Source organism: Aureitalea sp. L0-47 (genome assembly GCF_026126405.1).
In the GTDB taxonomy this organism is placed as follows: domain Bacteria; phylum Bacteroidota; class Bacteroidia; order Flavobacteriales; family Flavobacteriaceae; genus Pukyongia.
Genome location: NZ_JAFMTQ010000021.1, coordinates 1 through 23,725 on the forward strand (window position 1 = coordinate 1; position 23,725 = coordinate 23,725).

Genomic DNA, 23,725 nt, shown 5'->3' on the forward strand with positions numbered 1-23,725 from the left:
GCATTGGCAAAAGTTACCGTTACATCTGCTGTGAAAAAGTCATCCGCACTATTGGCAGGTGTACCATTATCATTACAAGCCGAAAGATTCGAAGTGCCAATGGCTGTGATGCTACATGGAGGAGGTCCTACAGTAAGATCTGCGGTAGCACTTGCTGAGGTGAACGTACCAGTACTATAGGTAGCCGAGTTCGTATATACACCATTAACAGTCGTTCCAGGAACATCTACACTGTAGATTAGCTGGACTGTTGAGCTCCCCGGTATGAAGTATTCGGTGTAAGGATAGGTAGCCGCATCCAGACCACCGACAAATGACAAAGTACCTGTATCGGACAGCGTAGGAGCACTGGATGAGTTAGCCGTTGTAATGTCGCTCGTGCCATCTATTGAATTAAAGGTAAAAGGTGCAGGTAAAACATCTGTAATTTGATCTAATGAATACGGAGATGTTGATGTATTCTCAATTGAAATTGTATAAGTAACCGTGGCCGGTACCGTCAAAATATTTGTTGGGGAAACAGATTTCGTAATATTCAAAGTAGGAGCCGCAGTGGGCGGGAAACTGGTTACAGAAGTCCCATCCTCAAAATTCCCAGTATATTTCAACTGGCCTCCAGACGTACCATAGGCATAGGGTTGTGCATTGGTTGTACCGCCAACACAATTACTTCGGAAAAAATAGCGAGCCGTGACAATATTTCCAGAACCAGATACACCACAACCAGCAGTTATCTGGTAGTAGAGTTGATCCTGATCGCCAACGGAAATACAAGAAAAATCAGGAGAACTTATTATTTCGACACCAACCAACTGAAAGCAGCTAGCGTCAAAATCAATATTCCCTACTGGCTGAAAAGACAGGTCACCGCCATCAGCAGTTGTACCAAAGGTGTACTCTACATCATAAACACTAAGTTGCCCAACACTCGGACTATTTATTGTTTGAGTACCTAGAATTCCAGTAGCGTTCGCACTGATTCCACTTGCGGTAGTCATATTATCGGAGGAGGTTGCAACCACAGCAGCCATATCGTCCGTAAGCGTTACATCGATCACGGCTGTTGCAGGTGGGTCACATGGATATTCCACTAGCCAAAAGAATGATGCACATTCACCTATTCCAAGGGAACCTACATATTGGGAAGCCGCCTGTCCTCCACTAAGTGAATAACCTGTTCCAGTGATAGCAAAGTTTGCAGTAAGAGGTGCTGTTACAGATCCTGTTGTATTACAAATCTCGTAAGACACATATGAAGCATGCGGGCCTTCAAAATCAGGTAAACACGATTTGTTACTATCAAATACGAACTCATTGGAAGAGGTCAAAGTGACTGTTTGCGCAGATAAATTTGTCGTAAAGACTAATATTATTGAAAACGCACCTAAAATAGATCGTAATAATGGTTTCATAAGCAATACACTTTAATATTGTGGCGGCCCTTACTAATTGGTAATGGCCATAATTTTTATAAATAATTATGAATTTGATGGTTCATGGTTAGCATATGATTAGGGGTCTATATGCAGATGCGTAAATATAAGCGCAATATGTTAACGCTTTTAACAATTTAATCGACCACATGCAATTAACCTCGGCAAAAACACATTGTTTTCGGTGTAGTGATATATTTTATCGATGAAATGCATGTTTTTATCTTCATTTTAACATAATTTACCCCTCGATAAACGTCATATTTTATCGTTTATTTGCTGTTTATATGTAAGTATTTGTAGGAAAAGCGTCAATTAACAATTAATTGAGTTTCATTATTTTTGAAATCACATGATAAAAGATCTCATCCGAAAATTACGATCCGTTGAACGCGGCAGACTCCTTACATATATAATAGTGTACTTCGCCTGGGGCATCCTAATGCACCATGTAGGTCAGTGGCTGGAGATCGCAAAATTCACCTTCTGGTGGCAAGTGATAAGCACCTATATATTATATATGGTACCCATCTCCATCCTGTTGCGTGGATATCCCTTCTTCACTCAGTATGCATACGGCTTAGTGGCAATGGCCGCCCTGGAGTTTGGAGGCTATGCCCTGGGAACTTCTTATATATATCCCGACAATATCCTTGAAAAATGGTTCACCCCACACACCTTCGCACTGGCCATGGCTATCTTTTTCGCACTTTACTTTCCTATAGGTAATTGGGTAGTTAATCGTATTTATCTGCTGTTTAGCGATAAAAATAGTAAGAAATAACCTACAAATGTATGATTTTCTTAATGAAATTACTATAGAGTAATTTTTGTTTCTTCTTACTAGGTTTGCTTTGTAATAAACCCCAAATTCTAGTATTATGAGAAAATTTATGTTTATTTTAGCTATGGTTAGCTTCGTATTTGCAGCAAGCTGTACCCCAGAATCGTTAGTAGGAGAAGAGCAACAAATTGACAAAAAAGACGTTGAAATACCGAACAACGGATAAGAAAAAAGCATCGCTTATATCAGGGGTGTTGCTTACGCTTATCCTAGTTTCAACACCCTTCTTATTCTATTTGTATCGCATTGTACCCTCTGATACAGCAGAGTGGGATACGTTATTCGGAACTGTAAGGACCAATGGTTTTAATACAGTTCAGGGATATATCTATACCCTGTTCACAAAACTTACTTTTGTACTGCTAACTGCTATCTGGTTTGTAACCTCCAGGAATTGGTGGAAATACGCCATTCTGGTCCCACTTACCATGTTCCTCTTTCAACTCTCAGGAGTGATCAACCAGAATATTCAATATATAGACGAATACGATTTCTGGTATTCCCTGCCCGTGATCCTGCCAATCATTTTCTTTCTGATCTATATTTCTTACCGACTCGGAAAACGCAGAGCTGCGGAAGCAGAAGCGTTAAAAGAACAGGTGGATGAAGAGATCAGTAATATTTTTGGGGATAATCTTTAAAACCAACACATTCTTAACACGTCATTCCGAACTTGATTCGGAATCTCTCTAATTTAAGGACTTTAGAATATGAATCAAGTTCAGATTGACAATGTATGTTCACTTAATAGCGCAAAACCCGCCTTCGGCGAAGAGTCCCAGCTCCTACGAAGTCAACAATAAAACCTCATCCGCTTAGCAGCGGACTGCTTTTTTATTCCTCATACCTTCAGAATTAACAAGCGGGAATTTCCGCCTGCGGCGGGGAGTCCCAACTCCTACGAAGTCAACAATAAAACCTCATCCGCTTAGCAGCGGATTTATTTTTTTATTCCTCATACCTTCAGAATGAACAAGCGGGAATTTCCGCCTTCGGCGGGGAGTCCCAGCTCCTACGAAGTCAACAATAAAACCTCATCCGCTTAGCAGCGGATTTATTTTTTTATTCCTCAATCCCTCTGAAAGATAACTTTCTTCGGTTTTCGGAATAAAAAAACCGAATCTTTCGATTCGGTTTCACCGTATTAGTACAGAAGGCGGGACTTGAACCCGCACGGGCATTACTGCCCATTGGATTTTAAGTCCAACGTGTCTACCAATTCCACCACTTCTGCATACAATAGGACTCGCAAAAATCGAGCCGACTAAAAATCGGCTCCTTGCTGAGCGAAAAACGGGATTCGAACCCGCGACCTCCACCTTGGCAAGGTGGCGCTCTACCAACTGAGCTATTTTCGCATATTTCAAGAACGTACTTTCTAGTGAAAGCGGACGCAAATTTAAAACTTTTACCTCAAATGCAAAGCATTTCTATCTAAATTATTGAGGACAATGGGATCACAAAAAACATCTCGCCACAACTAAGTCTATTTTTAGTAGTTCGACAGCTATTTCCACTCCACAATGACCTACATCATTGCATCTTATAAATAATTGGTCTAAGTTTTAAAGTTAAGACCAAAAGTATTTCTGGCATTTTTTAGAGTAAGACAAACAAGAATTTTCAGAAATACTGAAAGGAATTGTTTGAACCAAAAACCTACGCCATGAAATATTCCAAACACATACTGCTGCTAAGCTTAGCAGTAGCACTATCTTCTTTTTCATTGAGAGGAGCTACCAATGTCGAACCCCTAAATGAGGATCTCCCCATTAACATCACTAATCCCGCCGCAGGGCAGGACTATTGTTTAAACGAACAACAATATATCCAATGGCAAACTACTGGAGGAGTGGCCACCACCGTGAGTATCTTTTTGACGGAATCTAACGGATATACCATTCATAGAACCATTGTTACCGACGCTCCCAATTCAGGACAATATCTCTGGAATCGGGAGGCATCGACAGATGGAGACTATCGTATTAAGATCATAGGGAAGAGCGACGCCTCTGATGACATCATCACCGGGCTAACCGGAGTTTTCACCTTGAAAGATTGTCTTAAACCTGATCTTGAGTCAGGAAGCATGAAAGTTTCACCAAGAGATTCCGGAGTTATCGGAGAGAACCAAAGGGTTGTCTACACCGCAGAGATCAAGAATACAGGGGAAACACCAATACAAAATCCTACCGTTAAAATGATACTGGACAGACCCGGTGACGAACCTACTACAGAAATCACTAAAACAATGGAGGTAACTATTGGAAAGAACCAAAAAGCTACCTTCAACAAAGGGTTTCGTATTGATAAACCAGGGACCTACGAAGTGACTCTAGTCCTGGACCCCAATGATGCCATAGACGAAATAGACGAAAATAATAACAGTACAAGCTGGTCCTTCAATGCGTCTCCACTCCCTGATCTCATCGTTTATATAGACAACGCTAAAAGGCCGCCGGTAGGCCGTGAAAGAGAAATTAGGATTGTAGTGAAGAATATAGGTAGTGCAGAAACAACTTCTTACGGAAACTGGAATCTTAGATCATATGTAAAACAAAAAGGGGTGAAAAACTACGAGATTCCTCCCCTGGCTCCTGGAGAAACTTTTACTATAAAAAGAAAACACAAATGGGGAACTGCAGGAACCAAGAAAGTTAATGCCACAATAAGTTCTATACGCACAGAAATAAAAGCAGACAACAATTTCGTGGAGGGCTCATATTTCGTTAGACTACCACATCACGATAAATATAGCGCCGCTCCCAAAGTAAAATGCTCTACCGGTGAGGTTTTCTATAGCTGGGATGGGATTGAAAATTAGTACTTAATATAAGAAGCTGTCTAAAAAGGTAGATTTTATGTCATTCTGAATTTAATTCAGAATCTTATATCCCCTACATTAAACATTATCTAGAAACCGAATCACGCTTCGGCTATGCTCAGCACGGGAGTTCGATTTGACAGTCATATCACTTTTTAGACAGTTTTACTATTTCTTTGATTTCGTTGAAGCATTCCGCTGCAGCATCCGCTTGATCTCGTTAAGTTTCATCAAGGCCTCTACAGGGGTCAAGGTATCTATGTCGATATCCAGGATCTCCTCCCTCAACTCTTCCAGCAGTGGATCATCCAGCTTAAAAAAACTGAGCTGCATCTCTTCTTTAGACATGTTCCGCATCTCATCGGTGAGTTCTTCGGAAGCGTGCGACTTCTCCAGTCGCTTCAATATCTTATTGGCCTTATGCAGAACCTGGACAGGCATCCCGGCCATCTTTGCTACATGAATTCCGAAACTGTGATGTGAGCCCCCGGGTACCAACTTCCGAAGAAATAAAACCGTATCCTTCATCTCTTTCACCGAAACATTGTAATTCTTGATCCGCTCAAAAGTCTCCGTCATCTCATTGAGTTCATGGTAGTGAGTAGCAAACAAGGTCTTGGCCCTGGAAGGGTGTTCGTGCAGGAACTCACTAATGGCCCAGGCAATGGAAATTCCATCATAAGTGCTGGTTCCACGACCTATTTCATCCAGTAACACCAGGCTTCGTTCTGAAATATTGTTCAGGATACTGGCCGTTTCATTCATCTCTACCATAAACGTAGACTCCCCCATGGAAATATTATCACTGGCCCCTACCCTGGTAAATATCTTATCAACACAGCCCATGCGCACAGCACCCGCCGGAACGAAACTTCCCATTTGAGCAAGTAGCACAATCAAAGCAGTCTGTCGTAGAATGGCAGACTTACCACTCATGTTCGGACCGGTGATCATAATGATCTGCTGGTTGTCCCTGTCCAGGAACACATCGTTGGCTATGAACGGTGCATCCGGGGGTAGTTGCTGTTCGATCACCGGATGGCGCCCTTCCTTGATGTCCAAATCAAAGCTATCATCCAATAATGGCCTTGTATAAGAATGTTCCCTTGCTTGCACAGCAAAAGAAGACAAACAATCCAATCGCGCGATCAGGCTTGCGGTATGTTGAATGGTCCCAATGAACTGCTGTAACCATTCCAGTAGGTTAACAAATAATTGCTGTTCCAGTATAAGGATCTTCTCCTCGGCACCAAGTATCTTGGCCTCGTATTCCTTTAATTCTTCGGTGATATAGCGTTCGGCACTCACCAATGTTTGCTTGCGAACCCATTCCTCTGGGACCTTATCCTTGTGCGTATTTCTAACTTCAATATAGTAGCCAAACACATTATTGGAAGCTATCTTCAGCGAAGTGATCCCGGTTCGCTCACTTTCCCTCTTCAGCATGGCATCCAGGTAGTCCTTTCCACCGGTTGCTATGGAACGCAACTCATCCAGTTCCTCAGAAACCCCGTTTGCAATCGCCTGCCCCTTCAGAATGTTCACCGGTGCTTCTTCAAACAAAGTGGCTTTTACCTTTTCTCTTAGTTCATCACAGGCATTCAGTTGTTCCCCGATCAAACGTAGGGACTCATTCTTCGAGTCCGAAGCCAATGCTTTCACCGGCACGACCGCCTCAAGTGAATTCTTTAGCTGCACTACTTCTCTTGGATTGATCTTCCCCGTGGCTGCTTTAGAAACCAGCCTTTCCAGGTCGCCCATGTGTTTTATATGCTGCTGAAATTTTTCCAGAACGTCCTGGTTATCCAGCAGGAAACTCACCACCTCATGACGCTTGATGATGGCTTCGGAATCCTTTAAAGGCAATGCCAGCCAACGCTTCAACAATCTACCTCCCATAGGAGAGATCGTTTTATCGATCACTTCCAGCAGGGTCACCGCATTCTCCTGCGTAGAATGATACAGTTCGAGGTTTCTAATGGTAAACTTGTCCATCCAAACATAGGCATCTTCAGCTATGCGATTCACTTTGGTGATATGTCCCAGTTTATCGTGACGGGTTTCGCCAAGGTAATGCAAAGCCGCTCCGGCGGCGATGACCCCATTCTCCAGGGTATCGATCCCAAATCCTTTTAAACTGGTTGTTCCGAATTGCTTCTGAAGGGTCTCCACCGCATAATCTGTTTGAAACACCCAATCCTCGAGGTAGAACGTATGAAAATTATCCCCGAAGGTTTCAGAGAATAGCCTGCGTTTCTGTTTGCTGAAAAGTACTTCCGAAGGTTTGAAATTCTGAAGTAATTTGTCTACATATTCTGCATCTCCTTCAGAAGTAAGAAATTCCCCGGTGGAAACATCGAGGAAGGAAACTCCAATTCGGGAGCCACCCAAATGCACAGCAGCCAGGAAATTGTTCGATTTGCTCTGAAGTATATCGTCGTTGAGAGCCACGCCCGGTGTCACCAATTCAGTAACACCTCGCTTTACGATCTTCTTGGTTTGTTTAGGGTCTTCCAGTTGATCGCAGATCGCTACACGACAACCAGCCATGACTAGCTTTGGCAAATAGGTGTTTAGTGAATGATGAGGGAACCCGGCCAACTCGGTCATATCTCCACCGTTATTTCTGGCCGTGAGCGTGATATTTAGTATCCCTGCGGCCTTAACTGCATCCTCGCCAAAAGTCTCGTAAAAGTCACCCACACGAAATAATAACAAGGCATCAGGGTATTTCGCCTTGATACTATTGTATTGACCCATTAAGGGGGTTACTTTTTTACCCATAGTTTCACCTGTTCACTGAACTTATAAAAATATAGAAATCGTATTGGCCTGAAAAATATATACCGCCCCAGTTATTCACTTTTATTAACAAAAAAGTACCTTTAACCCCAGTTTATGAAGCATCGGAAACTTAAGAATAGTGAACTGGGGCGTATTTCTCCTACGGAATACAAAGATGTCCCTAAAACACCCATTATTGTCATCCTTGATAATATCAGGAGCCTTAACAATATTGGTTCGGTGTTCCGCACGGGGGATGCCTTCCTCATCCAAAAGATCTATCTATGTGGTATCACCGCAACACCGCCTCATAAGGACATTCAGAGAACCGCATTGGGCGCTACGGAGAGTGTGGATTGGGAGTACTCTGAAAACACCCTGGAACTAGTTCGACAGCTGCAATCCGATGGGGTCAAAATATTATCTATCGAACAAGCGGAAGACTCAATACCTCTAAACAAAGTAGTCGTCGATTCCTCCGACACCTATGCGGTGGTCTTCGGAAACGAGGTGAAAGGGGTTCAGCAGGAAGTAGTTTCGAAATCCGATATAGTGGTGGAGATCCCCCAATTCGGAACAAAACATTCGCTGAATATTTCGGTAAGTGTAGGAGTTGTTCTATGGGACTTGTTCTCTAAACTAAATACTACGAAGTAAGCATTTCCCTAAGTATCCACAGGTAATCCTTTCTACTGTTCACAAAGTCCTTTCCGGAGATATCGATGATCCTGATATTCGTCTCGTGCTGCGTCTTGATGAACTCGAAGTAGCCATCATGTATCTTTTGAAGATATTCTTCCTGTATGTCCTTTTCGTAGCTCCGTCCCCTTTGTCGGATGTTTTCCAGCAACTGATCCGTATCCTGGTATAAATACACATAGATATCGGGCCTGGGTAACTCTTTGTACATAAGCTGAAACAACTTTTTGTACAGACTAAACTCTTCTTCGGCCAAAGTCACCTTGGCGAAAATAAGAGACTTGTAAACTTCATAGTCGGCGATTACGCAATCCCGGAACAGATCGAATTGAGTGATATCATCCAGCAACTGCTGGTAGCGATCTGCCAGGAATGACATTTCCAGTGGAAATGCATAGCGCGCAGGATCTTTGTAGAATTTTGGAAGGAAAGGATTATCCTTGAAGCGTTCCAGGATAAGCTTGGCATTGAAATCGCCCGCTAGTTTAGTGGCCAGGCTCGTCTTTCCGGCCCCTATATTTCCTTCAATGGCGATATAATTGAATTGCGCCAGGTTGTAATCCTTCCTTGGGTTGCTAAGCCATTTCGACATCTTCTCGATGGGTCCCTCGTCCTTGGTCTCAGCCAGTAAACGAATCATATTTTTACCTGAAACAGGATGTTCGAAGCTCGGCTGTACATCTGCCATTGGTTGTAATACGAAACGCCTGTTCTCCAATTCAGGATGTGGTATCTTTAATTTTTTTGTGTCCTTCTGAAGATCGTCCAGGAACAATATGTCTATGTCGATAGGGCGGGATGTATAGTTTTTGGAACCACCGCGTTTTCTACCCATCTTTTGCTCGATATCCAGGACAGTTCTCAAAACTTTATTAGCGCTCAGGCGTGTTTTAACCCAAAGCACACAATTCAGAAAATCATCTCCTTCAAACCCCATGGCAGGGGTTTTATATACCGGGGAGATCTTTTCGATGGCTCCCAGCTCCTCGAAAATCACATTCACCGCCTCCTGCAAATGCTCGAACTTATTGCCCATATTACTGCCTAGCGACAGGTATAAATGTTGAAGCGGTTTGCTCAATGTTTCAATTTTAACATTGAACTGATTTAGACCTTTTGAATTCAAGCGAAAATTAGAGGTTTTTAGTTCTTTTGAAGGCTTTTTTCAATTACATAGCAGCGCTACGGAAAGAAAAAAGGCAAAAAAAGAGCTGAAAACAGCAATTTTTTAGCAAATTGAAAAAGTTTAAATGAGTTCTTTAAGACGAATTTAAGGAAAAGAATGTGTACAACAACTAATTTTGAGCATCTAACTATCGTTTGTGGCGCAACTCACCTTTAATGATAAATTACTAGCTCACCGCATCTACCTCATTCTTGGGGCTTTATTCATTGCATCCCTGGTTGTGTCCAACCTTATCTTTCAAAAATTTTTCACTTTCGATTTCTTCGGAATTTACACCTTCGAGCTCTCCGTAGGGATTCTGCCCTACCCTATTACATTCCTTATCACCGACCTCATCAGCGAAGTATACGGTAAACGCAAAGCGAACCAGGTGGTAACGGCGGGGATCTTCGCCTCCTTTTTCTCCATGGGAATCATCTATGTTTCTGGCGCTGCTACAGCCACCGAATGGAGCCCTGTAAGTGACGCCCTGTTCGATCTCGTATTCGGAGCAACAGCCATTGCTGTCTTTGCCTCCATGATGGCGTATTTGCTGGCCCAGTATATCGATATTTCAATTTATCACTTCTGGAAACGACTTACCAAGGGTAAACATTTATGGCTCCGCAATAATTTTTCAACCTTTCTATCACAATTTGTGGATACCTTTACTGTTCTTGTATTGTTGTGTAGCTTCGGAAAGATCGACTGGAGTTTATTCGGAGGCTTACTGCTAAGCGGTTTTCTATTCAAAGTGATGGTAGCAGCTACGGATACACCCTTCCTCTACCTCACGGTTTTTGCTTTCCGAAAGCGTTTTGGCCTGAAACTTGGAGAGGAACTGGACCTGGATCCTGAAAAAGACTAGACATTAAATAAGTATGAAAAAAATTCTGAAAATAGCAGGCATCCTGCTCGGTATTTGTATCGTCCTTTTGTTACTCGCGCCTTATTTGTTCAAAGGAACACTGGAAGACCTTCTGAAGAAGAACCTCAACGATAACCTCAACGCTACTGTTGCCTGGGAATCCATGGACCTCAGCTTGTTCAGTAGCTTCCCCGACGCAGCAGTCAAGATCAGGGATTTTTCGGTAATCAATAATGCACCTTTCGAAGGAGATACATTGGCAGCGGGATCACAGCTCACCCTGGACATGGGAATAACGCAACTCTTCAAATCCGGAAATGATCCCATCAAAGTAAACTCCCTATCCCTGGACAAAGCTCTGGTCAATATCAAAGTAGACTCCCTGGGAAGGGCTAATTACGACATAGCCGTAGAAAAGGAAAATTCAGAAACAACAGAAACCGAAGAAGCTTCCGAAGGATTCACCTTCGATCTGAAAGGGTATGAAATTCAGAATTCAACCATAAATTACATGGATGATACCAGCGAAACCTACCTCGAGCTGTCCGACCTTAATCACTCGGGCAAAGGTGATTTTTCTTTGAATGTTTCTGAACTGGACACGGAAACCAACTCGGTGGTCTCCTTCCGTGTAGGCGACGTGAAATACCTCACAAACAATACTATTTCCCTGGATGCACTCATCCAAATGGACCTGGAAAACCAGCAATATACCTTTCTGGAAAACGAAGCCAGGATCAATGAGCTACCACTCACTTTCAAGGGTTTTGTAAAAGTACTTGAAGAAGCTACAGAGCTGGATCTGAGTTTTAAGACCCCATCCTCCGATTTCAAAAACTTCCTTGCCGTCATTCCAAAAGTGTATGTAAAAGACCTGAACGGTGTGACCACAACGGGTGATTTTTCGGTAGATGGTATGCTGAAAGGTATAGTGAATGAAGATCGCATTCCGAAAATGGATATCAAAGTGAAAAGCACGAATGCTTCTTTTAAGTATCCCGACCTACCGAAAGCCGTTCGTAACATCAGCATCGATGCCCAACTTAAGAACGACACTGGCCTGGCGAAAGACACCTACCTCAACATTGGCGGACTTACGTTCAAAATTGACGACGAGATCTTTTCCGCCAACGGAAGTATACGTAACCTCACCCAGAATGCCATCGTCAACATGGCACTCAAAGGCACTCTCGATCTCGCCAACATAGAACAGGTCATGCCCCTGGAACTGGAACAGGATCTAACCGGGGTACTTAAGGCCGACATTAGAACAAATTTCGATATGGCCTCCGTGGAAAACGAGCAATACGACAATATAAAGACCAACGGTACGGCGAGTCTGACAAATTTTAAATACAAGGATTCGAATTTCAAGGATGAACTGGTCGTGGAAAGCGCCCGAATGGACTTGAAACCAGGAAATATTCAATTACGTGAATTTAAAGGCTCAACGGGAAAGACCGATCTATCGGCAACGGGTAACATTAGAAACCTGGTGCCCTGGCTGATGGCAAAACAAGACCTGAAAGGAAGATTTAATGTAACATCCAACACTTTCGATCTTAACGATTTCTCCTCTTCCGATAACTCCCTGTCGGCAGCAAATGAAGGTGGTGGAGCGGCTTCTGAAACCGAGGATGCTATACAGATCCCGGACTACCTGGATGCTACGATGGATTTTTCAGCAAAAAAAGTGATCTACGATGATATAACACTCACTAATGCCAAGGGAACGGTTAGCATCAAGGAAGAAACCGCACGGCTGACGAATGTGACCTCGGATGTGTTTGGAGGAAACGCTTCATTCTCTGGCGATGTCTCTACTAAGGAGAATGTTCCAGTGTTTAATATGAATCTCGATCTTCAGAAAATAAATATTTCGGAATCTTTTAATAATTTGGAGTTGCTAAAATACCTGGCTCCGGTGGCCAAGGCTCTGGAAGGTGACCTCAATACCCAGATCCGTCTGAATGGTAAGCTAAACGGGGATTTAACACCCGATCTTAAGACCATCGCCGGGAATGCAGCGGCCAGGATTCTCACTGCGGAAGTCACCCCGGAAAGAACCCCTGTCCTGGCGAAGATAGGAGAGCAGGCACCCTTTCTTCGATTGGACAAACTGAGCTTGCAGAACGTATCTACAGCTTTTCGATTCAACAATGGGAAAATAGAGGTCAGGCCCTTTGATTTTGAAGTGGAAGGCGTAAAAGTGACCGCCTCAGGAAGCCATGGTCTGGATAAAAACATGAATTATTCCCTGGATATGGATGTGCCGGCAAAATACCTGGGCAATGACGTGACAAAATTACTTTCGAAACTTGACCCTAAAGAAGCCAATAATATGCGCGTAAACATCCCTATGGGTGTTAGTGGTTCGGTAACAAATCCGAAAGTTTCATTAAATATGCAATCGGCTGTGAATTCAATTACACAAAAGCTGATTGACAAGCAGAAAAAAGATCTTCAGAATAAAGGAACGGATATACTAAAGGACCTCATTGGCGGGGATAAGCCTGCGGGCAATGATCCGAAGCAGACAAATTCAGGAAAAGCAGATCCTAAAACTACAGATCCCGAAAAAGTAGTAAAAGGATTACTTGGAGACTTGTTAGGAGGGAATAAGAAAAAGGACAGTATAAAGAACTGATCAGTTCACCGAAATTTCGACAAAATAGCCTTCATTGCTTCGCACGTTGAAGACAGTATCATCCTCAAAGATCAGGTACTGACCTTTTATGCCTTTTAGCACGCCAGAGTAATCTGGTGTTTTTTCAAGGTTCAGGCTTTTTGGTTTTTCAGGATACCTAAGCACGGGGAATTCCAGGTTGGTCTCGGAATTGTTGGCAATGAAATATTCTTTGGCTTCTGCAGGAATATACGGTTCCAATCGCGAACGCCAATCCACCAGATCTTCATCCTCGATATCGTTCTTCAGCATCGTCCTCCAGTTGGTCTTATCACTCACATGGTCTTTTAGAGCCACTTCGGTAATTCCTGCGAGGTAGCGATTTGGCACCTCAACGATCTCAATAGCTTCGTGTGCCCCCTGGTCGATCCATCGTGTGGGCACCTGGCTCTTTCGCGTAACCCCTACTTTCACACTGCTGCTATTGGCCAAATACACAATATGTGGCTGAATTTGCACCCTCTTTTCGTATTCCAGGTCGCGATCTTCCTGCCCTAGATGGGCCTTACTGAGCTCGGGACGGATCACCCAGTCGGCAGCTTGTGGCACTTCGTAAAAGCAATCGTAACAGAACCCCATTCGGAAGATTTTTTTATCGAGTCCGCAATTAAGGCAGTGGTATTTGATAAAAGAAATAGAGACTTTCTTATCCAGCAGCTGGTTCATATTCATAAAATCATTTTCGAACAGCAGATAGTACTGAATGGGCGAACCATTTTCCGTTTTCATTTTAGTGAGGACCCCGGAATATTTCATAAAAAAGAAATTGCTACTTTTATTCCGATAAAGATAGATTAATTATGCCAATACCCATAGTAAATTCAATTGCTTCGTGGTTTCTGAAGAAACGATTTCACCAGATCGAACTCTTCTTGAAATACCCGGTGGAAGTACAGGAGGAATTGCTACATAATTTGCTGATAAAGGCTAAGAATACTGAAATCGGTAAGGAGTTCGATTTTAGCTCGATCACTACCTATCGCGAGTTCGCCGATCGGGTTCCGATCACTACTTACGAAGATAACGAACCGCGCATTGAACGCGCTCGCCGGGGGGAGGCAAATATCTTCTGGCCCAAACCTATCAAGTGGTTCGCCAAATCCAGTGGAACCACCAATGCTAAAAGTAAGTTCATACCGGTAAGCCAGGAATCCCTGGAAGACTGTCATTACGCGGCCAGCAAAGACTTGCTCTGTATGTACTTCAACAACAATCCGGATTCCCAATTATTCGTTGGTAAAGGATTAAGGCTCGGGGGCAGCAAGGAACTCTACCGGGAAAACGGTACTGTTTTCGGTGACCTAAGCGCTATCCTAATAGACAATATGCCCTTCTGGGCAGAATTCAGCAGTACACCCAGTAATGAGGTTTCTTTGATGAGCGATTGGGAAACCAAGATGCAGGCCATCGTAGATGAAACCATTAACGAGAATGTAACCAGCCTGGCGGGTGTTCCATCCTGGATGCTTGTTCTGCTTAATAGTGTGATGGAATCCACCAAAGCTAAAAATCTGTTTGAAGTCTGGCCAAACCTCGAAGTGTATTTCCATGGTGGAGTAAGCTTCGATCCCTACGTTGAACAGTATAAAAAGCTGCTTCCCGGCGACAACTTCAAATACTATGAGATCTATAATGCTTCTGAAGGATTCTTTGCTATCCAGGACCAGAACCATAGTAATGAGCTCCTATTAATGCTCGACTACGGTATCTTTTACGAGTTCATCCCTATGAGTACCTTCGGAACTCCCAAGCAAAAGGTCATTCCATTAAGCGAGGTGGTAGCTGGCGAGAACTACGCCATCGTGATTACCACCAATGCAGGCTTATGGCGCTATATGGTTGGCGACACGGTTCGATTTACATCTACCAATCCATTCAGGATCAAAGTGACGGGCAGGACCAAGCACCATATCAACGTATTTGGCGAAGAACTGATCATTGAGAATGCTGAGGCAGCCCTTCGAAAGGTGACAAAACTCACTCATACCGAGATCGTGGATTACACCGTTGCCCCCATCTTCATGGAGGGTAAGGAGAAGGGTGCCCACGAATGGATCATCGAATTCAAACACCCACCTGAAGATTTTGCCAACTTCTCTAAATTACTCGACCAGTCACTTCAGGAGGTAAATAGCGATTACGAAGCCAAGCGATACAACAATACTACCCTTAACGCCCCGAAGATACACTGTGGAAGAGAGCGCCTCTTCTACGATTGGCTTAAACAAAATGATAAGCTTGGAGGACAACACAAAGTTCCGAGGTTATCGAATTCTAGAGAATACCTGGAGGAGTTACTGTCTCTGAACTCCTGAAAATAAGCTTAAAAATACCTTTAATCGAGTATTACAGCTACTTCAACTAAATTTTTTGGTAGTACTTTTCTTACTTTCTAAGTTTACCAAATAATTCATTAATGGGGCAAATGAAAAGATTCATATACATTTTAGCAATCCTGATCTCCTCCGCGACATTGTTTTCCTGTGGGACCTCCGTTCACACAATTAAAAAGGAAAATGAAGTGGCAGGATACACGCTAAAGAATAAGAAGGAGCTAATGCAGCAAAAGATTCTTCAAAAGAAGAAAAAGACTGTAGTAGCACAACCCTAACCTGGTAAATTCACACAAAAAAGCCTCAGGATATCCTGAGGCTTTTTTTGTTGTCTTTCAGTAATCTAAGAAACTGCCTTCAATTTCTTAATAGTGGATCTATTGAGTTTCTCCTGGGCGTATTCCATAGTTACGCGAAGCTCCGTCTCATTACTTCCCGGAAGGTCGTACATGGCATCTGTTAGCACCGCTTCACAAAGAGATCGCAATCCCCTGGCTCCCAATTTATATTCAATAGCCTGCTCTACGATAAAATCTAGAGCCTCTTCCGTGATCACAAAGTCGATCTCATCCATTTCGAACAGTTTCTTGTACTGCTTGATGATGGCGTTCTTCGGCTCGGTTAGGATGGCTCTCAAGGTACCTTTATCTAACGGATTCATAAAAGTAAGTACCGGTAGTCGTCCAATGATCTCAGGTATCAGTCCGTAATCTTTTAAATCCCTCGGAATGATGAACTTCAGCATATTGTCGCGCTCACGAATGTATTCGTTCTTGCTGGCACTGAAACCAACGGCCTGCATATTCAATCTCTTGGAGATATGACGTTCTATTCCATCGAAGGCACCACCGGCAATGAATAATATGTTTTCAGTATTCACTTCAATGAATTTCTGATCCGGGTGCTTTCTACCACCTTTTGGCGGCACATTAACCGTTGTTCCTTCCAGTAATTTAAGCAAGGCTTGCTGTACACCTTCACCACTCACATCTCGGGTAATTGAAGGATTATCGCTTTTCCTCGCGATCTTATCGATCTCGTCTATGAATACGATACCGTTTTGTGCTTTTTCCACGTTATAGTCTGCCGCCTGAAGTAAACGCGTAAGGATACTCTCTACATCTTCCCCTACATAACCCGCTTCCGTGAGAACAGTTGCATCAACTATAGCCAGAGGCACATTCAGCATCCGGGCAATGGTTTTTGCAACCAGCGTTTTTCCGGTACCTGTTTGCCCAACGATAACGATATTCGATTTCTGAATCTCGATCTCTTCGTCCGATTTAGGTTGAAGCAAACGCTTATAGTGATTATAAACCGCTACAGACATCACTTTTTTGGTGTGCTCCTGCCCGATCACATAATCATCCAGGAAAGCCTTGATCGCTTTGGGTTTCTTCAGCATCAACTCTTTACTGAGCTCGCTGTTGGTGGAATGCAATGCTTCTTCAATAACAATACCATGTGCCTGTTCGATGCATCGGTCGCATATATGAGCGTCCAATCCAGCGATCAGCAAGTTGGTTTCAGCCTTTTTACGGCCGCAAAACGAGCATTCCAGTTCTTCTTTTGACATAACGTTCGTATTAAACGGAATTAGTTGCGAGTAAGTATCTCGTCTATCATTCCGTATTCTTTGGCCCTATCGGCCTTCATCCAGTAATCGCGATCACTGTCTTCATAGACCTGGTCAAAGGTCTGACCACTGTGATTCGCAATTATTCGATATAATTCGTCCTTCAAGGTAAGAATTTCCCGCGCAGTGATCTCAATATCACTTGCTTGTCCCTGTGCACCACCCATTGGCTGGTGAATCATTACCCTTGAATGTGTTAATCCGCTGCGCTTTCCTTTTTCTCCAGCGCAAAGCAGAACAGCCCCCATGGAAGCCGCCATTCCTGTACAAATCGTCGCCACATCCGGCTTGATGAATTGCATGGTATCGTAAATACCCAAACCTGCGTAAACACTTCCTCCAGGGGAATTGATATAGATCTGGATATCCTTTGAGGCGTCGGTACTTTCAAGGAACAGCAACTGGGCCTGTACAATATTGGCTACCTGGTCGTTGATTCCTGTGCCCAGGAAGATGATCCTGTCCATCATAAGACGCGAGAATACATCCATTGCAACGGCGTTCATCTGGCGTTCTTCAATAATATTCGGCGTTAGGCCAACAGGATACATACTGCTTACGATGGTATCGTAATAGGTACTACTAATCCCCTGGTCCTTTATAGCAAAATCTTTAAATTCTTTACTGTAGTTCATATAATTTGAGTCGTTTCTGTACTATAAAAAAAGCGTTGAACCCCTAAGAATTCAACGCCTAAATATAACTATTTTATCGCTGAATTAGGCGTAGGCTTCTTTTATGAACTTGTCATAATTAATCTCTTTAGTCTTCAGTTTTACATTTTCCTTATAGAACTGAAGCATTTTGTTCGTGTTCATCTGCTCCGAAAGCCTTCTCACTTCCTCCTCATTTGTCATGATTCTCGTTACGATACCGTCTAGTTCTTCATCGGTAGGATTCATGTTCCCAAACTGGGCCATCTGCATACGAATCATTCCCCTGGTGTAGTCTTTCAACTCATCAAAGGTCACCTGCAGGTTGTGCTCGGCTCTCAATTTTCCTTCGATCAACTGGTAACGCATTCCTTTTTCGGTACGCTCGTATTCTGCTTTTGCTTCTTCTTCGGTCATCTTCTCTTCTCCGGAAGATTGTTGTATCCAACGCTGAAGAAACTCTCCGGGAAGATCAAATTTTGTGTTTTCTATCAATGATTCTACAACATCGTTCAACAATTTCTGATCGCTCTGCTGCTCGAATTGCTTCTCGGCATCTTCCTTGATCTTGGCTTTTAGCTCCTCTTCAGAAGAAACAACACCTTCCCCAAATATCTTGGTGAAAAGTTCGTCATTTAAGTCTGCCATCTCACGCGCATTCACTTCCTCTATTTTGAAATTCACTTCAATATCCAAACCGTGAGCATCGCCATGGCTAACACCTAAATAACGTTGATTATCGTGTTCGTCCTTGAAAAGCCCTTTGGTCTTTAGTGTAACTGTATCTCCAACTTTAGCTCCAACTAGTGCGTTAAGTTGTCGCTTACCCTTGATCACCTCGGTCTCGAAGGTAGTCTTCTGCTCTATCTCCTTTTCTTGCCCCTCCGCTGAAGCCTCCGGCAGCACGTGGGCGGAAGTGAAGGTACCGGTAATCTCATCGCCTTTCTCAACTTTATCCTTGGCGATCAGCTTTCCGTATTGCTTTCGGATGGTTTTTACCTGGTTGTTCACCATTTCCTCATCGGCAACGATCTTGTAATTTGTTACTGCTTTACCTTTTAGGTTTACTTCGAATTCCGGTGCCAGACCCAAGTCGAATTCAAAGGTAAGGTCTCCGGCTTCCCAATCGATCTCGTGATCGTTTTTTGGAAGCGGATTTCCAAGAACATCCAGTTTCTCTTCAGTAAGAAACTTATGCAGTTCGTCCTGAAGGATTTTGTTCACTTCCTCTACCAAAACAGCCTTCCCGTATTGTTTTTTCACCATCCCCATTGGCACATGCCCTTTTCTGAATCCCGGAATATTGGCGTTCTTACGATAATTCTTAAGGATCGAATCCACTTTCTCGGAATAATCTTCCTTTGCGATATCTACCTTAACAATAGCGTTTAGTGAATCGATTTCTTTCTTTGTAATATTCATGCTTAATGTCCTTTACACATAAAAAATTGGGTTGCAAAAGTACGACTTTTAATGCAACCCAACAAGCTTTTGAAATGTGCAGATCTACTATTTCTTTTTCTTATCCAACACCGAATGAAAGATCGATTGGAGGATGGATAGCAACAGGCTAAACAACAGAGCCCACCAAATCGAATCCACATTGAATCCGGGCACTATAACATCTGCCAACTTGATAATAAATGCGTTGATAAAAAGAAGAAACAATCCCAAAGTAATTATAGTTATTGGTAAAGTGAGAACCACCAATATCGGCTTTACGAAGAATCGCAATAGGGCGATAACCACAGCTACAATAATTGCCGGGCCATATCCCTCCACAGAAACTCCGGGAAGCACTTTTGCCAGGATCACCACCGCCAGAGCGGTTAACAGCACTCTTAAAATTGTTTTCATTGAAAGGTTATTTCTTTAAAGGTATAAAAATCGACCGATGTCTGGGATTACTCATTAAGAAATGTAACTACTTTCTCAAAGTATTCGGTCGGATTTTCAGAATGCAACCAATGACCTGCATTGCTTACCCAATCGATTCGGGCATTGGGAAAATGCTTATGAATGAGTAATTCGTCCATGGGTTCTATATAACCCGAGTTCTCGCCACCCAGAAAAAGGGTCGGACCATCGTAGGTCATTTCCTCATCTAATGGTTTCCCTACCTCCTCGTTCTTGTCACTGAGCACTTTTACATTTGCCCTGAAGGCTAGCACACCTTTCTCTTTCCAGTAGAGGTTTTTCATCAGGAACTGCCCCACTCCTGCTTCAGGTACGTATTCCGACAAAACTTCTTCCACATCTCCCCTTGAGGATACTTTCGAAAAATCGACCAGGAGCAGTGCTTTGAAAATATCCTGGTGATGCTGAGGGTAGGCCTTGGGCCCAATATCGGCCACAAATAACTTTCGAACCATTTCAGGATAGGTTGTAGCAAATTGCATGGCGGTCTTACCCCCCATTGAATGGCCCATCAGTATAAAGCCATCCATACCATGTTCATCGCAATAATCCTTCAGATCTTCAGCCATCACGCTATAGTTGAATTCATCCGAATGAAGACTCCTGCCGTGATTCCGTTGATCTACCAGGTGCATTTGGTAACCGAGTTCGGAAAATTTCCTGCCAAGGGTTCGCCAGTTATCACTCATACCCAGTAGCCCGTGGAGAATAATAAATGGTGTTCCTTCACCTATAATTTGGGAATGTAAACTCATTGTAATTTCTGAAGATATTGGTTAATCACATTTTCCAGTCCGTCGTAAATTGCTTCGCAAATAAGCGCGTGACCTATGGAAACTTCCAGAAGGTGTGGCACAGCCTGTTTAAAATACTGGATGTTATCCAGCGACAGATCATGACCGGCATTCACTCCGAGCCCTAATTGGTGCGCCAGCATGGCGCATTCCGTATAAGGTTGAACGGCCTGTAGATTCCCTAAAGAATATTGATGCGCAAACTCTTCAGTATACAACTCGATTCGATCAGCCCCGGTTTGGGCAGCTCCTTCGATCATAGCAGGCACGGGATCGACAAAAATAGAAGTCCTTATCCCCTTCATCTTCAATTCTGCAATTATTTCCTGAAGAAAACTGCGGTTGGTTATTGTGTCCCATCCTGCATTGGACGTAATAGCATCAACAGCATCAGGAACCAGGGTAGCCTGGGTAGGTTGAATCTCAAGTACGAGATCCAGGAACGTATCGATCGGGTTACCTTCAATATTGTATTCAGTATGAACAACAGGTTTTAGATCATAAGCATCCTGGTACCGAATGTGGCGCTCGTCGGGACGTGGATGAATCGTCACTCCCTGGGCTCCGAATCTCTGCACATCCTTTGCCACCTCTACAACATTCGGCATATTTCCACCCCTGGCGTTTCTAAGGGTGGCAATTTTGTTAATATTTACACTTAACTTTGTCATACATTCCAATTAGGGGACAAAAATACGAAGCTTGTGCAGGGTTTCGCATCTTTATTTTAAGTAATTTGCACTAAAATAAATGCCGTGAATACAAGTCAATATATCATCAACGACCTAAAACCTTTCGACATCGAAACACCGATCAAGGAGGTGCAGGTTGCCTTCAACCAGCTTACTTATTCTCATGTCCCTGTTTCTGTGGACAACAAGTATGTTGGTTGCATTTCTGAAACGGATGCACATTGTTTTGAAAGCGATAAACTGATACGGGACTTTGAATACGCCCTGGAACCATTTTATGTGAGTGAGGCCACTAATTGGCTCGATATTCTTGAGGCTTTTGCCTTGCATGGAAGCAATATAATGCCAGTATTAAAAACCGAAGGACATTACCTGGGATACTATGAATTGAGTGATATAATGAACATTTTCAACGACACTCCTTTCCTCAACGAAGCGGGTGGGATTATTGTAGTTGAAAAAGGCGTCCGCGACTATTCCTTTAGCGAGATCTGCCAGATTGTGGAGTCTAATGATGCAAGGATACTGGGGGCGTTTATCTCAAAGATTGTAGGTGAAACGGTACAGGCCACCATTAAGATTGGCCATACCGGGATGAATGCCATAGTACAAACCTTTCGTCGCTACGGTTACAATATCGTCTCCAATCACGATGAAGATAAATTCCTGGAAGATCTAAAGGCCCGATCCGATTATCTGAACAAGTATCTTAATATGTAGTCATGAAAGTCGGTATTTTCGGACAATTCTACCACCAGCATTCCGAACAACCTATCCAGCACTTTCTGGATGCGTTGAAGAAGACAGATGTGGAGGTTGCGGTTGAGAAGAATTTCCTGGAACTCATAAAACATCACGATGGTATCGATACCAATGTGGCTACATTCAGTTCATTTACTGAATTGGATAAGAGTTACGACCTTTTCTTTAGTATTGGTGGTGACGGAACCTTGCTGAAAGCCGTCACTTTCGTGCGGGATCTCGGCATTCCCATCGCTGGGTTGAATACGGGTCGCTTAGGATTTTTGGCGACCATTCAGAAAGAACATATAGAGACCAGTATACAGGAAATGATCGCAGGCAACTTTAAAATCTCACAAAGAGCCCTGCTTGCTATAGAAACCACGCCCGACAGCAACGAGATCGGGGAGCTCAATTTTGCCTTAAACGAAATCGCAATTAACAGGAAGAATACCACATCCATGATCAAAGTGGAAACCTATGTGGACGACGAGCACCTTGCCTCCTATTGGTCTGATGGGATGATCGTTTCAACACCTACAGGATCTACAGGATATTCATTGAGCTGTGGAGGACCTATCATGGATCCGGGATCAAAAAGTATCGTACTAACCCCAATTGCTCCTCATAATCTGAATGCCAGGCCATTCGTTTTGCCCGATAAGGCTGAAATAAAACTCAAGGTTACCGGCCGTGAGAAATCATACCTCATCTCCCTGGATTCGCGTATCGCAACTCTCACAGACGATACAGAAATTCGTATTAAGAAAGCAGGGTTCAGCATCAAACTAGCCCAGCTGAAAGAAGATAGTTTCATCAAAACCCTTCGTGAAAAATTACTTTGGGGTGAAGACAAGCGAAATTAGACAATAAATTCCAACAATTTTTGTTTATCAACTTAGACAAATTCGCACAAAATGGGGCGGTGCGAAGTTTATTGTTATATTTGCAAACTTTTAAAGTATATGAAGTATTTCGCGCTATTGATAATTGCTTTTTTGTGTTCACTTTCCATTACTTCTCAAACTTACGAGATAGGTGGATTGATAGGTGGATCCAATTACATTGGTGATATTGGGAGAACTAATTACATCGCTCCAAATAATTTTGCATTCGGTGGTATCTTTAAATGGAACCGAAGCGCCCGTCATGCCTTTCGAGGATCGATAATGCTTGCCAAAATAAGTGGTGATGATGCCGATGCAAATGATGAACGCCGCAAGCAACGTGGTTTGTCGTTTAGCAATACGATCTCTGAGATCTCAATTGGACTGGAATATACTTTCGTAGAATTCAATGTACACAGTGGAAAACCGGTTTCTACTCCTTATTTATACACGGGCCTTACCTATTTCTGGTACGAAGCGTTGTACAAGGTAGGAGACGATATAAGGGATTACGACGGTGCTTCTGCGCCTGCTATACCCATGGTTATTGGATACAAAGCCACTATTGGTACAAAAATGGTACTGGGAATGGAGATCGGGGCCCGATATGCGTTTACAGACGACCTGGACGGGAGCAACCCGGTAAAGGGACTAGCAGACGACCCTCAATTTAAATTTGGAAACACAAATAGTGACGATTGGTATGTGTTTACAGGTGTAACCCTTACCTTTGGCTTTGGAAGAAGGCCCTGCTATTGCAATTTTTAAC

Annotated in this window: 21 protein-coding genes and 2 tRNA genes; 11 read left to right on the forward strand and 12 right to left on the reverse strand. The window is 43.2% G+C overall.

All coding sequences use genetic code 11. From position 1 onward, the window contains the following. A partial coding sequence (locus J1N09_RS14610) for a hypothetical protein (protein WP_265201010.1) occupies positions 1-1,412 on the reverse strand: 1,412 nt, incomplete at its 3' end. 373 nt (positions 1,413-1,785) lie between these two features. Between J1N09_RS14610 and J1N09_RS14615 the strand changes: the two genes are divergently transcribed. Together J1N09_RS14615 and J1N09_RS14620 are read left to right on the forward strand one after the other, a co-directional pair. Continuing rightward, the gene (locus tag J1N09_RS14615; protein WP_265201011.1) at positions 1,786-2,217 is read left to right on the forward strand and encodes a hypothetical protein; all 432 of its coding nucleotides are present in this window, start codon (positions 1,786-1,788) and stop codon (positions 2,215-2,217) included. A 203-nt stretch (positions 2,218-2,420) separates the two neighbouring features. After that, positions 2,421-2,918 carry a hypothetical protein gene (locus J1N09_RS14620; protein ID WP_265201012.1) on the forward strand — a complete coding sequence of 166 codons (498 nt, stop codon included), beginning with the start codon at positions 2,421-2,423 and terminating at the stop codon, positions 2,916-2,918. Positions 2,919-3,425: 507 nt separating this feature from the next. On the opposite strand, the gene J1N09_RS14625 is transcribed toward J1N09_RS14620, so the two are convergent. After that, a tRNA-Leu gene (locus tag J1N09_RS14625) sits at positions 3,426-3,511 on the reverse strand. A gap of 51 nt (positions 3,512-3,562) precedes the next feature. Further along, positions 3,563-3,635 (reverse strand) — tRNA-Gly (locus tag J1N09_RS14630). A 308-nt stretch (positions 3,636-3,943) separates the two neighbouring features. Between J1N09_RS14630 and J1N09_RS14635 the strand changes: the two genes are divergently transcribed. Continuing rightward, entirely contained in the window at positions 3,944-5,101 is a 1,158-nt protein-coding gene (locus J1N09_RS14635; RefSeq protein ID WP_265201013.1) for a CARDB domain-containing protein, read from the forward strand. 168 nt (positions 5,102-5,269) lie between these two features. On the opposite strand, the gene mutS is transcribed toward J1N09_RS14635, so the two are convergent. Beyond that, the gene (gene mutS / locus J1N09_RS14640) at positions 5,270-7,885 is read right to left on the reverse strand and encodes a DNA mismatch repair protein MutS (RefSeq protein ID WP_265201014.1); all 2,616 of its coding nucleotides are present in this window, start codon (positions 7,883-7,885) and stop codon (positions 5,270-5,272) included. Positions 7,886-7,999: 114 nt separating this feature from the next. Here mutS and J1N09_RS14645 point away from each other — a divergent pair, with 114 nt between their 5' ends. Then, the gene (locus J1N09_RS14645; RefSeq protein ID WP_265201015.1) at positions 8,000-8,542 is read left to right on the forward strand and encodes an RNA methyltransferase; all 543 of its coding nucleotides are present in this window, start codon (positions 8,000-8,002) and stop codon (positions 8,540-8,542) included. On the opposite strand, the gene folK is transcribed toward J1N09_RS14645, so the two are convergent. Then, positions 8,532-9,665, reverse strand: a complete 1,134-nt coding sequence (gene folK / locus J1N09_RS14650; protein ID WP_265201016.1) for a 2-amino-4-hydroxy-6-hydroxymethyldihydropteridine diphosphokinase — start codon at positions 9,663-9,665, stop codon at positions 8,532-8,534. The genes J1N09_RS14645 and folK overlap by 11 nt on opposite strands. 241 nt (positions 9,666-9,906) lie before the next feature. Here folK and J1N09_RS14655 point away from each other — a divergent pair, with 241 nt between their 5' ends. Together J1N09_RS14655 and J1N09_RS14660 are read left to right on the forward strand one after the other, a co-directional pair. Continuing rightward, entirely contained in the window at positions 9,907-10,617 is a 711-nt protein-coding gene (locus J1N09_RS14655) for a queuosine precursor transporter (RefSeq protein ID WP_265201017.1), read from the forward strand. Between the two features lie 13 nt (positions 10,618-10,630). Further along, a complete protein-coding gene (locus J1N09_RS14660; protein WP_265201018.1) occupies positions 10,631-13,264 on the forward strand; it encodes an AsmA-like C-terminal region-containing protein in 2,634 nt (877 codons plus the stop codon). On the opposite strand, the gene J1N09_RS14665 is transcribed toward J1N09_RS14660, so the two are convergent. Further along, positions 13,265-14,059 (reverse strand): DUF2797 domain-containing protein, encoded by a 795-nt coding sequence (locus J1N09_RS14665; protein ID WP_265201020.1) that lies wholly within the window; start codon positions 14,057-14,059, stop codon positions 13,265-13,267. It lies immediately after the preceding gene. Between the two features lie 44 nt (positions 14,060-14,103). Here J1N09_RS14665 and J1N09_RS14670 point away from each other — a divergent pair, with 44 nt between their 5' ends. Further along, entirely contained in the window at positions 14,104-15,618 is a 1,515-nt protein-coding gene (locus J1N09_RS14670; protein ID WP_265201022.1) for a GH3 auxin-responsive promoter family protein, read from the forward strand. A gap of 110 nt (positions 15,619-15,728) precedes the next feature. Next, complete coding sequence (locus J1N09_RS14675; protein ID WP_265201023.1) at positions 15,729-15,914, forward strand: hypothetical protein; 186 nt, start codon at positions 15,729-15,731, stop codon at positions 15,912-15,914. Positions 15,915-15,979: 65 nt separating this feature from the next. Here the strand turns inward: J1N09_RS14675 and clpX are convergent, their stop codons facing one another. The 6 genes from clpX to J1N09_RS14705 all read right to left on the reverse strand — a co-directional run bounded on the left by clpX (position 15,980) and on the right by J1N09_RS14705 (position 21,307). Further along, the gene (clpX, locus tag J1N09_RS14680) at positions 15,980-17,212 is read right to left on the reverse strand and encodes an ATP-dependent Clp protease ATP-binding subunit ClpX (RefSeq protein WP_265201024.1); all 1,233 of its coding nucleotides are present in this window, start codon (positions 17,210-17,212) and stop codon (positions 15,980-15,982) included. A 20-nt stretch (positions 17,213-17,232) separates the two neighbouring features. After that, positions 17,233-17,907, reverse strand: a complete 675-nt coding sequence (gene clpP / locus J1N09_RS14685; protein ID WP_265201026.1) for an ATP-dependent Clp endopeptidase proteolytic subunit ClpP — start codon at positions 17,905-17,907, stop codon at positions 17,233-17,235. A gap of 84 nt (positions 17,908-17,991) precedes the next feature. Next, a complete protein-coding gene (tig, locus tag J1N09_RS14690) occupies positions 17,992-19,347 on the reverse strand; it encodes a trigger factor (protein ID WP_265201027.1) in 1,356 nt (451 codons plus the stop codon). 87 nt (positions 19,348-19,434) lie between these two features. Then, on the reverse strand, positions 19,435-19,782 hold the full coding sequence (locus J1N09_RS14695; RefSeq protein WP_265201028.1) for a phage holin family protein: 348 nt from the start codon (positions 19,780-19,782) through the stop codon (positions 19,435-19,437). A gap of 47 nt (positions 19,783-19,829) precedes the next feature. Beyond that, the gene (locus J1N09_RS14700; RefSeq protein ID WP_265201029.1) at positions 19,830-20,597 is read right to left on the reverse strand and encodes an alpha/beta fold hydrolase; all 768 of its coding nucleotides are present in this window, start codon (positions 20,595-20,597) and stop codon (positions 19,830-19,832) included. Further along, complete coding sequence (locus J1N09_RS14705; RefSeq protein ID WP_265201030.1) at positions 20,594-21,307, reverse strand: pyridoxine 5'-phosphate synthase; 714 nt, start codon at positions 21,305-21,307, stop codon at positions 20,594-20,596. Before J1N09_RS14705 ends, J1N09_RS14700 begins: the two co-directional genes overlap by 4 nt. 84 nt (positions 21,308-21,391) lie before the next feature. Here J1N09_RS14705 and J1N09_RS14710 point away from each other — a divergent pair, with 84 nt between their 5' ends. The 3 genes from J1N09_RS14710 (at position 21,392) to J1N09_RS14720 (ending at position 23,724) form a co-directional block, all read left to right on the forward strand. Continuing rightward, entirely contained in the window at positions 21,392-22,048 is a 657-nt protein-coding gene (locus J1N09_RS14710) for a CBS domain-containing protein (RefSeq protein WP_265201031.1), read from the forward strand. 2 nt (positions 22,049-22,050) lie between these two features. Next, positions 22,051-22,935: an NAD kinase gene (locus J1N09_RS14715; protein ID WP_265201032.1), complete on the forward strand. Its 885-nt coding sequence runs from the start codon at positions 22,051-22,053 to the stop codon at positions 22,933-22,935. Between the two features lie 99 nt (positions 22,936-23,034). Then, the gene (locus J1N09_RS14720; RefSeq protein WP_265201033.1) at positions 23,035-23,724 is read left to right on the forward strand and encodes a DUF6089 family protein; all 690 of its coding nucleotides are present in this window, start codon (positions 23,035-23,037) and stop codon (positions 23,722-23,724) included. Position 23,725: the final 1 nt, after the last annotated feature.